The following is a 12,845-nucleotide window of genomic DNA, read 5'->3' as shown; positions in this document are numbered from 1 at the left end:
GTTGCATTGTACTTTTTGTATATATACATCAATTATTATGATTGTTAAAAAGAAGTGTGTGTATTATGCCTTCTTTAAGAGTGTGTTTTTTGGTTTAATTCAACATTTCCTATTCTCATCAAACAATAATAAAAGAACTGTTGTAAACAAAAAATTGCTTTCCAACATCCTTAATTGGTAAAGCAATTTCTTGTTTTATGAATATGTAAGATTACGACTTTGTGCTTTCTATTTCCTTTGGTAAGACACCAAAATGACTTTTGAAACATTTTGTAAAGTATGATGGAGATGAGAAACCAACCTTGTAGCAAACTTCACTTATATTATTATTTCCCATTTCTATAATTTGCTTTGCGCGAAGCAATCGAATATTTCTGATAAACTCGTTTGCTGTTTGATTTGTCAATGCTTTTATTTTTCGATAGAATTGACTTCGACTTAGGTTTAATTGTGAAGCTAACGATTCTACATTTAAGTTTGGATCACCAATACTTTCATTGATGTAACCTAATACTTTTTCAATGAATTCTTTGTCAATGGAAGTTGTCGTTTTATTATCTGCATCACTGATTACACTAAAGTATTTATTAAAAATTAATTGTCTACTTGTAATTAATTGTGAGAGTCTTAATTTCAATAAACCAACATCAAAAGGTTTTACCATATAAGCATCTGCCCCATTCTCAATACCTTCCATTCGGTTTTCAATACGTGTTTTTGCCGTTAGCATTAGTAATGGAATATGACTCGTTTTGATGTCACTCTTGATGTGTTTACAGAACATAAAACCGTCCATTTCAGGCATAATTACATCTGTCATGATAATATCAGGCAAGAATTCTTTTGCCAATTGCAATCCTTCTTTTCCGTTCTTGGCTAGTAATATTTTGTATTGACTTTTTAATTCATTTTTTAGGTAATTACGCAGCTCCGTATTGTCTTCTACAATTAATAAAGTATGTGAGGTTACTGTTATTTTTTCATCTTCTTCAACTATAGTTTCTGTAGTAGTAGCAGGAATTATAAAGTTTTCTTCTGCCTTAATTTGATCTTCTACTTTTTCTGTTAAACGTTCATCTTTGCTAAAGTATTCACCACTGGCTGGCAATACAATTGTAAAAGTCGTTCCAGTACCAACTTCGCTTGTTACTTTGATTTTTCCTTTGTGTAGTTTTACAAAATTTTGCACTACCTCTAAGCCAATTCCTGTTCCGCCATAATAGGTTTTGTTAAGATTATCAACTTGGTAGAAGCGCTTGAAAATTTTATCAATTTGATCTCGTTTTAATCCTGGCCCAGTATCTGAAATTGCAATTTCAATGGCTTTTATTTTTTCGTTTTCATTTGCCAATGGTAAATCGACTAAGTCTTCTTTTGCAGAAAGATCTACTGTAATTGCGCCACCATCTTGTGTAACTTTAAATGCATTTGATAAAATATTGAAAATTATTTTTTCCAACATGCTTTCATCTGCCCAAGCAGAAATGTCTTGAATATCCGTGTCAATACTTAGATGAATGTTTTTGATAAATGCTTCTTCCTTGAAATGGCTCGCTACTTTTTTTGTAAATGAAACTAGATTGAGTTCTCTAACTTTGATTCTAACTTTATCTAATTCTAACTTTCTAAAATCTAATAGTTCATTGATTAAACGATATAATCTGTTCGTATTTTTATGAATTGTATTATGCTTTTCTTTTATTCTTTCTGGCAATACAGTACTATCATTTTTGATGATGTCTTCTAACGGGCCAATTATTAATGAAAGTGGCGTTCTAAATTCGTGTGATATGTTTGTGAAAAACTGTAATTTCTTTTCATTCAACTCTTTTTCCAACAAACGATTGTTACGTTCATTTGCAACCAATTGTTTTTCTTTTATTCGAGTTCGAGTAACTCTATTCAACAGATATATACCTACTAAAAAGAGTAATACGTAGGATAATATTGCCCAAATAGTTTTCCACCAAGGTGGCAAAATTGTTATTTTTAAATGTAAGGGCGATTCATTCCAAATACCATCATTGTTTGCCGCTTTTAGTTTGAATGTATAATTACCTGGATCTAAATTTGTGTAGGTTGCGCTCCGTTTTTTACCCACAAAGTTCCAAGCCGTTTCATAACCTTCTAAGTAGTATGCGTATTCATTTTTTTCTGGTCGTGTGTAGTTAATACTTGAATATTCTATGGTGAAAACCGATTGTTTACTATTAAGTGTTAAACTATCTGTTTTAGAGATTACTTTTTCCAGAGGTGATTTCTCTTCATTAGGAATTACATTTTCATTGAATAATTTAAACTCTGTAAGGTATAATGAAGGTACATTTTTATTGAGTTTGATATCTAATGGATTGAAATAATCAACACCTTGAAAGTTTCCGAAATATAACAATCCTTCTTTGTCTCTGAATGCCGAATTGATGTTATAATCATTCGACAAAAGTCCGTCATTACTCGTATAGTTTGTAAACGTATTGTCTTTTACATTTAGCTTTGTAATTCCTGAATTTCCCGCTAACCAAATGTTTCCGTCTATACTTTGCGTAATTCCATTGACATTTTCTTCAACCAAACCATTTAGTTTATTATACCAAATAAACGCATCAGAAGCACGATCGTATTTACACATTCCGGCACCGCGCGTTCCAATCCAGATTGAACGATCTGTGCTTTCATATATTGAGAAAATTTTAGATGAGCTATTGTGATTGTTGAATTTTTTGGGCATTTTATTCCGCATTGGAATTACACGTAACTCATCATTATCTAGTTTTTCAATTTTAAAAAGACCTAATTCAGTACCAATCCATATATGATTATTACGATCTACAATTACTTTTCTCACTTCAATATTTGCTAATCTATTCGTTAGAAAATCACCAAAATTGTAATGTATAAATGTATTCGTTTTTGGGTTGAATGAATGTAATCCATTATTATATGTTCCTATCCAAATAATACCTTCTGCATCTTCATCTAGTGTTAAAATTCTATTTGAAGTTAACGCTCCATTCGTATTCTTTGTGGTGTAATTGATGAATTTTTTAGTGTTCTTTTTCAAGCAAAATAATCCTTTATCCCAACTTCCTGCCCAAAGATTTTTAGTACGATCTATTAAAAGTGCTTCAATATAATCACTTGTCAATCCTGAATATGCTTGACTATTAGAAGCATTTATATGCGTAAATTTATTTTTTTGCTTATCCAGAATGTCAATTCCTCCACCATCCATTGCTATCCACAATTTATCATTTTCATCTTGTACAATAGCAGTTACAGAAACGTGTTGTAATGAATTTGGGTTTTGAGAAGAGCTTTTTATTTCATTGAACTTATCATATAATTTATCATAAACAGATATTCCTTTATTGTAATATCCAAGCCAAATTCTTTCGTCGTTATCTATATATAATGACCATATAGAGTTCGATAAAACACCATCACTGTTGGTTTTATTAGCTTGATAATTGTTTAAAATAGTTCCGTTTACGTCAATATGATATAATCCATCATTTTCTGTTCCGCATAATAACGTTCCATTTTTAAGATCTACAAGCGATAAGATTTTATTTGTTGAGAAAGAAAAGTTGTCAATTTCCAAAAATGTTTCACTATTGGATGTTTCAACAGGTTTCACTTTCATTAATCCGTCAGCTTCTGTTCCTATCCAAATATTATTTTGTGTATCTATAATTAATGATTCTATTTCATTTTGAATAAGAACATCTCCGTCTTTATTTTTAAATGTAGAAAGTCGTAATGTATTCGTTTTATAATCGTATTCTTTGATTCCTCTATTGGTCGCTACATAAACTTTTCCAGATGTATCTATTTGAATTGCTTTAATATTCAACGAAATTGACTCTAAATATTCACTACTTAGAATTCGTTCTATAGTGAAATCGTTCAAATTCATTTTGAACATTCCTAAATCAAGTGTTCCTATAAAAAGGTTTCCATTTGCATCTTCGTGTAAACTCCTAACAGAGATATTTTCATCATTTTCTGTTTGGAATGCTGCATTTGGAATTCGCTTAAATCGATCATTATCACGATCATATAAATTCAGTCCATTTTCTGTTCCAAGCCACAATCTGTTTTTACTATCTAAGTATGAACATTGTACAAAGTTACTACTAAGCGAAGTGGAGTCGTCAATGATATATTTGTAGGCATCATAACTAATTCCGTCATAACGATACAATCCTGCACCATTAGTTCCTAGCCAAATAAATCCTAAATCATCTTGAATAATTGTGTAGATTCCAACTTTAGAAATTCCTTCTTTGATACTCACAAAGTCATACTTCTGAATCGTTTCTTGCGACCAAGAACTGAAACAGAAAAAGCACAGTAGTATACTTATAAAACGGAACTTCTTTTTCATATGAATATAATTTCTACGATCAAACTTATTCAAATTTACATTTCTATCAAATTTTTAATTTAAAAACCCTTTATGCTTCTTCCCAAAAACCTTCAATTTCTTCAAGCGATTTCCCTTTCGTTTCAGGAATGTATTTATATGTAACAAACACAATGACAAGGATAAACGCTATGAATATGAAATATGGTAATGAACCATTCCAAGTCGGTCCATTATTAACGTCGCTTCCCATGACAACCGGAAACGATTGTGAAACTACATAGTTTGCTGCCCATTGTGCTGCAACAGCAACAGACATGGCTACACTTCTAATTTTGTTTGGAAACATTTCTGATAGTATTACCCAAACCACTGGTCCCATTGATAAAGCAAACGAACCAATAAAGATTAGAACGCCTATCAATGAAATGATTCCTACTGATTGTTGTTGTAAGCTTACGCCTAATAATAAAAAACCAAGAATCATTCCTCCAGAACCAATATATAATAAAGGTTTTCTACCAAATTTATCTATTGTAAACATCGCTACAAACGTAAATACTAAGTTTACAAATGCTAATAATATTTGTTGTGCTAATACATCTTCTTTTCCAAATCCTAATGCTTTTTCAAAAATATCTGCTCCATAATACAACACTGCATTGATTCCTGTAAATTGTTGTAAAACCGATAATACTGTTCCTATAATAATAATTCCTAAAATCACTTTTGAAAAGTAGTTCACTTTTACTGTATCAGTAGTTTTTGATAGTGATTTTTTTATGTCCTCCAATTCCTGAGCTGCAATTTCTTCATCATGAATTTTATTTAAAACTGCTAACGCTTCTTCATCTTTTCCTTTTAAAGCTAACCATCGTGGGCTTTTTGGCACTAAAAACAACAGTCCTAAAAATAATCCGCTCGGGATTAACTCTGACCAAAACATGCGTCTCCAACCATATTCAATATTTTGTGCTTCTGATAAACCATTTCCAATAAAATAGGTAGCTAAGAATACTACGAAAAACCCAATTACAATAGCTAATTGGTAATAGGTTACCATTTTTCCACGAATATTACTTGGAGCTATTTCAGCAATATACATTGGTGCATTCATTGACGCAATTCCTATTCCTAAACCTCCTAAAATTCTAAAAAACACTAATATAGAAACCGTTTGCGGAAACAATTCTGGCAATCCAGAACCATATGCTGATAGTGAAAAAAGAATGGCAGAAATAATCAACGATTGCTTTCTTCCTAATTTAACACTTAACGGTCCGGCAACAATTGCTCCAATAAAACAACCTAATAATGCACTACCTACAACCCAACCTTTCATGACATCATCTAACACAAAAAATTTACTTAAATAAAATTGCGCTCCATTAATGACTCCAGTATCATAACCAAATAGCAATCCACCTAAAGCGGAGACGGCAGTTATGAGCAGTAAAAAAGTTTTTTTAGACATAGATATTGATTTATGGTTGTTAGTGTATTAAATTTTTCTAAATGTAGCGCGATAAAAAAATAGAAATGTGATAAATCGAGCAAATCATAAAACAAATGATGCATCCTTGAGACTATTGACTCAAATAGCATTCGCAACATATTTTAATTCAATCATATTCAAAAGAAATTGAAATTTTAATATTGAACTCGTGCAAACTTTTTTAATTTGCTAAAAAATTATTATTCTTAGCGCTGTTTTTATCTTTTTTTCTTTCCGTAGCTATGGCTATGCAACTCAAAAAAGCTTTCAACAGAATTAAAAATCTTTAATTTTCGCTTAAACCTAAAAAGTTTGCATGAGTTCATTATATTCCATCAATCGATTGTTACTTTTATAAAATGATTCTATTTCAACATCTAACGAGATTTAAATTCTATTTAACCGGCACTTTACTTATATGTATTTTGGGTTGTGTTTCTAAAACCGATACTAATCGTAAAAATGAACATCAATATACAAATGAATTGATTAATGAAACTAGTCCGTATTTATTACAACATGCACACAATCCTGTAAATTGGAAGTCATGGAATCCAAAAGCGCTTGCACAAGCTAAAGAAGAAAATAAATTAATTATTATTTCTGTTGGATATTCTGCATGTCATTGGTGTCATGTAATGGAAGATGAAAGTTTTAAAAATGATTCGGTTGCCAAGTTGATGAATGATAAATTTATCAGCATTAAAATTGACAAAGAAGAACGACCAGATATTGATCAAATATACATGAATGCTGTGCAATTGATGACTGGAAGTGGCGGTTGGCCATTAAATTGTATTGCGCTACCAGATGGACGCCCAATTTTTGGCGGCACGTATTTTACCAAAAGACAATGGATGAAAGTACTCAATGATATTTCATCATTGTATGAGAAAAATCCTGAGAAAGCAGTAGCATATGCTGAAAGATTAACGGAAGGAATCCAAAAGTCAGAACTAATTACATTAAATAAAGAAAAAACTCCTTTTACTCTTGAAACGATTGATAGTTACATAAAAACTTGGAATTCCTATTTAGATTTTAATAAAGGCGGACAACAAACAGATATCAAATTTCCAATGCCTAATAATTTGGCATTTCAGCTACGTTACGGTGTTCAATATAACGATGAAAAAGTACAAGAATATGTAAATACAACATTAAAAATGATGGCGTATGGTGGCATATACGATCAAGTTGGTGGTGGTTTTTCAAGGTATTCTACAGATAAGAAATGGCATGTTCCACATTTTGAGAAAATGCTATACGATAATGCACAATTGGTCAGTTTGTATTCAGAGGCATATTTGGTAACAAAAAATGAATTGTATAAAGAAATCGTTGCAGAAACCTTATTATTTGTTCAACGTGAATTAACTACCGAAAATGGAGCGTTTTATTCTTCACTTGACGCAGATAGCATGACAGAAAGTAACGAACTGGAAGAAGGTGCTTTTTATCGTTGGACGAAAGATGAATTGGAAACCATCATTACAGAAGACTTTGAATTATTTAAAAAATATTACAATGTCAATTCGTATGGAAAGTGGGAAGGTGATCACTATGTATTTATTCGAAAAGATGCTAAAGCTGACTTTGCAGAAAAAAACAAACTCACTATTGATGCACTTGAAACAAAAATAAATTCTTGGAAAAAATTAGTATTTGAAGCGCGTGAAAAAAGAGCAAAACCACGACTAGATGATAAGGTATTGACTTCTTGGAATGCTTTAATGCTAAAAGCGTATGTTGACGCGTATCGTGTATTTGGAACTTCTGAATATTTAGAAGCTGCTAAAAAGAATGCTAATTTCATCGTGCAGCAACAACTTAGAAACGATGGCGGATTGAATCATAATTATAAAGATGGAAAAAGCAGCATTAATGGTTATTTGGAAGATTACGCTTCGGTAATTGATAGTTTTATTGCGTTATATCAAGTTACTTTTGATGAAACTTGGCTACAGAAAGCAAAAGAGTTAACAGATTATGCAATTGTTCATTTTAAAGATGAAAACACACAAATGTTTTATTTTACATCTGATACAGATGCTGATTTAATTGCTCGAAAAACGGAAGTGAATGATAATGTAATTCCTGCTTCAAACTCTATTATGGCAAACAATTTATTCAAGTTGAGTCATTATTACAGTGACAAAGATTACGGTACACAAGCAAAGCAAATGCTAACGAACATCATTCCGAATATAGACAATTCACCTTCTACTTATTCCAATTGGTTACAATTGATGGCAAACTACGCAAGTCCGTATTTTGAAGTCGCTATTGCAGGTTCTAAAGGATTGGAAAAAGCACAGCAATTAAACACCTATTATTTACCAAACATTCTCATTGCTGGTTCATTAGGTGAGAGTACAATTCCATTGATGGAAAACCGCTTTGTTGAAGATGACACATATATTTATGTATGTGTAGACGGAACGTGTAAACTTCCTGTAAATGATGTTGAGAAGTCTATTGAATTGATGAAAAAGTAGTCTAAAAAGGCGATAAATACTGTTTACCAACATGTTATAGAATATAACTTTATGTAATAAAAGCTTAACTCAATTTAGGCATTTTCAATATTTGGGTAACAAATTCTGAAGTTGGTAACTTTCTAATTATTAACTTAATTTTTTTATTATGAAAAAACAGAATTTAAAAAGTTTATCGCTTAACAAAAAGTCAATTTCAAGCTTAAAATCTAACGTTGTAATTGGAGCTGCTCCAAATACACAAACGTATTGCAATTGTCAAGGTCCTGTTGCTGAACCATTAACAATAGAAACATATTGTTGGGGAACTTCAGGTCTTTACAGATGTGGAGCTAAATAAATCGACAATTATTGAAAATTAATTAGTTAGCGAGCTTCGGCTCGCTTTTTTATTGTCCGCTATTTGACAATAGTTTACGTTACTTTTTTTATCTTGAAACGAATCAAAACCATATATTATGAAAAAAAGAGCAACACAAAACCTATCATTAAACAAAACATCTATCAGTAAATTAGATAGTTTAACAGTAATTGGAGGGAAATTAAGTCCTAATCAAGAAACATTTCCTGTTGGTGTGTGTACTTGTAACTTATCTTGTCATTCATGTCCAGATTGCCCAACAGAACTAGAAACTGCAAGGTAGTTTCTGTATATTTCAAAAAGAACAAATAGAAAACTCCAAGTATTGAAATACTAAGAGTTTTTTGTATTTATAACTATATCAAATTAAAAAAAATATTGTTCATCTTCCTGTCTTTACAGTGAAACTATTAGTTAAATACAATATTTTAGGAAAAAAGTTGTTATTTTTGTGTTCACTTTGAAAGAATTATAAGATTTTTTTAATCTAGTTCTGACAACAACATTCATGTTTTTTCTACATTGATTATCCCCAAAATCAAGTAAATTATCTCATGAATTTTCTTTGATGAATATACCTCTTTTTAGTGTTCAAAATGAATTTAACCTGTTTTAAAAAAATTAAAACCACTTAGCAAACTATTGATAATAAAGAGATTGCGAATAATTTAGATTTTAAACCTTTTTATTTTTTATTTTTCTAGCGGAACATCATGAATCAGCATTAAAGACATTCACATAACAAACTAATGTCGTAGAAATAACAAATGTCAATTATTTCTATTTTAATACTCATTTCATAAAACGCTAAAAATCAATAGTTAAAAATTATTTTTGTGAGTTTTTTTTTATATTTTTATGCTGTGAAAACAAAAATTATCATATTATTATTTTTCATATTTGCGCTCAATTTACGCGCTAGTGTTCCTGAAAAAACAGAATATCAGTTACAGGATTATATTACTTCTAAAGTTATTGCTCAACAGGATAACGATACAAGTATAATAAATACTCCTACAATAACTGATAATGAAAGTGGTGGTATTAGTGATGCTGGGAAAAGAGAAAAATTAAATTCCATTCTAGGGTATTCAATTTTCATCTTTCTTTCTGTGTTAATTATTATTCTTATTGATAATAGAAATTTAGAAAAACGATATAAGAAACTTGCTACTGATTTTCAAAATAAAGATCCACTCTTATAAAATATAAGTCATAAAAAAAAGTCGAATAGTAATATTCGACTTTTTTTGTATCTGGTATTTAGGACTAATTAATCCCTTTAATAATATCGTATTTTGTAATGATATGGTACTTATCGTTTCCTAAATCAACCAATACTGCTTGGTTGTCTTTTGTTATTAATTTAGAAATATCATCAATAGAAGCGTTTTTATGCACTATAGGAAAAGGCGCTTGCATGATTTCAGAAATATATAGATCACTAATTTCTTTGTTTTCCATATATTTTGAGAATAATGCGGTTTCATCAATTGAACCTACAAAACCTTCTGCATCAATTACAGGAATTTGAGAAATTTTGAATTTTCGCATACGCTCAATTGCATGTGAAACTAATTCTCCCGTTTTTACAGTTACTAATGGTTTACTATGATGATCTTTAATTAAATCGGCAGCAGTTGAAATTTCTTCTTCTAAGAAACCACGTTCACGCATCCAATCATCATTAAACATCTTCCCAACATATCTACTTCCATGATCATGAAATAAAACAACTACAACATCATCTTTTGTAAAATGTTCTTTTAACTGCAATAACCCTTTGATAGCAGAACCAGCAGAATTCCCTAAGAACATTCCTTCTTCTTTTGCTAAGCGTTGTGTGTACACAGCAGCATCTTTGTCAGTTACTTTCGTAAATCCATCAATGATATCAAAGTTTACATTTTTAGGTAAAATATCTTCTCCAATTCCTTCTGTGATATACGAGTAGATTTCGTTTTCATCAAAGATTCCTGTTTCATGATATTTCTTAAAAACAGAACCGTACGTATCAACTCCCCAAATTTTTACATCGGGATTTTGTTCTTTTAAATATTTTCCAACTCCAGAAATTGTTCCTCCAGTACCAACTCCAACAATAAAGTGTGTTATTTTCCCATCAGTTTGTTTCCAAATTTCTGGTCCAGTACTTTCATAATGCGCTTTTGCATTACTTGGATTATCATATTGGTTTACATACCAAGAATTCGGAGTTTCTTCACCTAAACGTTTCGAAACTGAGTAATACGAACGTGGATCATCTGGCTCAACAGCTGTCGGACATACCACAACTTCTGCACCAACGGCACGTAAAATATCAATCTTTTCTTTCGATTGTTTGTCTGCCATCACACAAATAAGTTTGTATCCTTTTACAACGGCAGCTAATGCTAATCCCATTCCTGTATTTCCAGAAGTACCTTCTATAATAGTTCCGCCTGGTTTCAAACGTCCATCAGCTTCTGCATCTTCAATCATCATTAACGCCATTCTATCTTTTACAGAATTTCCTGGGTTAAATGTTTCATATTTTGCTAATACCAAAGCGTCAACATCTTTCACTAAGGCATTCATTTTCACCATTGGCGTATTTCCAATAGTTTCTAATATATTTTCTGCGTATTCCATGCTTCTAATTTGAGGTGCAAAGATACAAACTCTCTTTAGATTTATGTTATGGAATTGAAAAGTCTTGTATTCCTATAGTTTAAACCAAAAAAAAGGGCATTTACTGAAATTTGATTGCTTTTACAGGTGTAATTTTTGTGATGATATATGAAGGAAGAATTAGCATTAATACACATAGAACCAATGTTCCTATATTCAATGCTATAATATGCCAAACTTCTATATGTGTTGGAATGATAGCTGTATGATATTGTTCAGGATTTGGAAATTTGAGAAAGCCAAACGCTCGTTGCGCCCAAATAAGTCCAACACCAATAATATTCCCCAGCAACAATCCAATTGCAATTAAATACGTTGCATTATACAAGAATATTTTTCGAATACTTAGATTATTACTTCCTAATGATTTTAAGATTCCAATCATTGGTGTTCTATCTAAAATCAATACCAATAAAGCAGTAATCATGTTAATTCCGCCAACAATGATAATAATTCCAATGATGAGAAAGATATTTACATCAAACAATGAAATCCATTCAAAAATAAACGGAAACTTTTTAATGATGCTTTGTGTAGTTAAATTTGAAGGAGTAATTGAGTAGATTTCATCTTCTTTTTGTCCAATGGTTTCAAAATCATTCAGGAAAATTTCAAAATTTCCAATTTGATCTTTCTCCCATTTATTTATTCGTTGGATGTGACGAATATCTATTAACATTACATTCTCATCAAACTTCTGAAAACCAGATTCGTAGATTCCGACAATTTCAAAAGTACGTTCGTTTGGAATTTCGCTTGTGTTTTCTTTTAAGAATAGCGTTTTAAATGTATCGCCTAACTTAAATTCTAAACGCCTTGCTAAATATCTTGAAATTAGAATTTCTCTATTTTCACGTTTCTCAGATACATTCGGCAAACGTCCTTCTTTTAAGAAATCTTCAAATGGCTGCCAATTATAATCTTTCCCAACACCTTTTGCCAACACACCTTCAAATGTTTTTTCGGTGCGAATAATCCCTGCTTTTGTAGCAACTGCCTGAATATGCTTAATACCTTCAATTTGTGTAAAGTCTGGATAAAATTCCTGATTCGCATCTACGGGAAATAATGAAACCTCCGAATCATTATTGTCAAAAGTAGAAATTTGAATATGTCCATTAAATGCAGCTACTTTTTCTTGAATCGTTTTTTGCAGTCCCATTCCAGTAGCAATCGCAATCATCATCATTACAATACCAATCGCAATTGCAGCAATGGCGATTTTTATTATGGTGGCTGATACACTACTCTTATACTGTTTTGCCTTTATAATACGTTTGGCAATAAAAAACTCGTAATTCAAATTAAAGAATGATTTAATAGATTGTTCAAAAATACATTTTTATTGTTGTTATTAATCGGATTTTTCACAAGATATGATGCTACAGCACAACTAAACTCCAAGAAACTGCTTTAGTACCAAATTCATTTTTAATAAGATTGAAGAATATAAAA

General features: G+C 31.0%; 8 protein-coding genes. 4 read left to right on the top strand and 4 right to left on the bottom strand.

The window, feature by feature from the left end; genetic code table 11:
* Window positions 1-211 precede the first annotated feature (211 nt).
* Window positions 212-4,387 (bottom strand): hybrid sensor histidine kinase/response regulator transcription factor, encoded by a 4,176-nt coding sequence (locus ACUUYC_RS13340; protein WP_474266415.1) that lies wholly within the window; start codon window positions 4,385-4,387, stop codon window positions 212-214.
* 70 nt (window positions 4,388-4,457) lie between these two features.
* Complete coding sequence (locus ACUUYC_RS13335) at window positions 4,458-5,840, bottom strand: sugar porter family MFS transporter (protein WP_474266414.1); 1,383 nt, start codon at window positions 5,838-5,840, stop codon at window positions 4,458-4,460.
* Window positions 5,841-6,220: 380 nt separating this feature from the next.
* Here ACUUYC_RS13335 and ACUUYC_RS13330 point away from each other — a divergent pair, with 380 nt between their 5' ends.
* The 4 genes from ACUUYC_RS13330 (at window position 6,221) to ACUUYC_RS13315 (ending at window position 9,925) form a co-directional block, all read left to right on the top strand.
* Window positions 6,221-8,359 (top strand): thioredoxin domain-containing protein, encoded by a 2,139-nt coding sequence (locus tag ACUUYC_RS13330; RefSeq protein ID WP_474266413.1) that lies wholly within the window; start codon window positions 6,221-6,223, stop codon window positions 8,357-8,359.
* A gap of 148 nt (window positions 8,360-8,507) precedes the next feature.
* Window positions 8,508-8,699, top strand: coding sequence for a hypothetical protein (locus ACUUYC_RS13325; RefSeq protein WP_474266412.1), 192 nt, complete (start codon window positions 8,508-8,510; stop codon window positions 8,697-8,699).
* A 118-nt stretch (window positions 8,700-8,817) separates the two neighbouring features.
* On the top strand, window positions 8,818-9,003 hold the full coding sequence (locus ACUUYC_RS13320; RefSeq protein WP_474266410.1) for a hypothetical protein: 186 nt from the start codon (window positions 8,818-8,820) through the stop codon (window positions 9,001-9,003).
* 553 nt (window positions 9,004-9,556) lie between these two features.
* Window positions 9,557-9,925, top strand: coding sequence for a hypothetical protein (locus tag ACUUYC_RS13315; RefSeq protein ID WP_474266409.1), 369 nt, complete (start codon window positions 9,557-9,559; stop codon window positions 9,923-9,925).
* A 64-nt stretch (window positions 9,926-9,989) separates the two neighbouring features.
* Here the strand turns inward: ACUUYC_RS13315 and ACUUYC_RS13310 are convergent, their stop codons facing one another.
* Window positions 9,990-11,351, bottom strand: a complete 1,362-nt coding sequence (locus ACUUYC_RS13310; protein ID WP_474266407.1) for a pyridoxal-phosphate dependent enzyme — start codon at window positions 11,349-11,351, stop codon at window positions 9,990-9,992.
* 100 nt (window positions 11,352-11,451) lie between these two features.
* On the bottom strand, window positions 11,452-12,693 hold the full coding sequence (locus tag ACUUYC_RS13305) for an ABC transporter permease (protein WP_474266406.1): 1,242 nt from the start codon (window positions 12,691-12,693) through the stop codon (window positions 11,452-11,454).
* Window positions 12,694-12,845: the final 152 nt, after the last annotated feature.

The organism is Kordia sp. E (genome assembly GCF_056033805.1).
The sequence above is the reverse complement of the archived record's forward strand: the minus strand, read 5'-3'. Positions and strand labels throughout refer to the sequence as shown.

Coding starts and splice junctions, on each gene's coding strand:
- ACUUYC_RS13340 (WP_474266415.1), bottom strand. CDS start 4,387: ATGAAAAAGAAGTTCCGTTTTATAAGTATACTACTGTGCTTTTTCTGT.
- ACUUYC_RS13335 (WP_474266414.1), bottom strand. CDS start 5,840: ATGTCTAAAAAAACTTTTTTACTGCTCATAACTGCCGTCTCCGCTTTA.
- ACUUYC_RS13330 (WP_474266413.1), top strand. CDS start 6,221: ATGATTCTATTTCAACATCTAACGAGATTTAAATTCTATTTAACCGGC.
- ACUUYC_RS13325 (WP_474266412.1), top strand. CDS start 8,508: ATGAAAAAACAGAATTTAAAAAGTTTATCGCTTAACAAAAAGTCAATT.
- ACUUYC_RS13320 (WP_474266410.1), top strand. CDS start 8,818: ATGAAAAAAAGAGCAACACAAAACCTATCATTAAACAAAACATCTATC.
- ACUUYC_RS13310 (WP_474266407.1), bottom strand. CDS start 11,351: ATGGAATACGCAGAAAATATATTAGAAACTATTGGAAATACGCCAATG.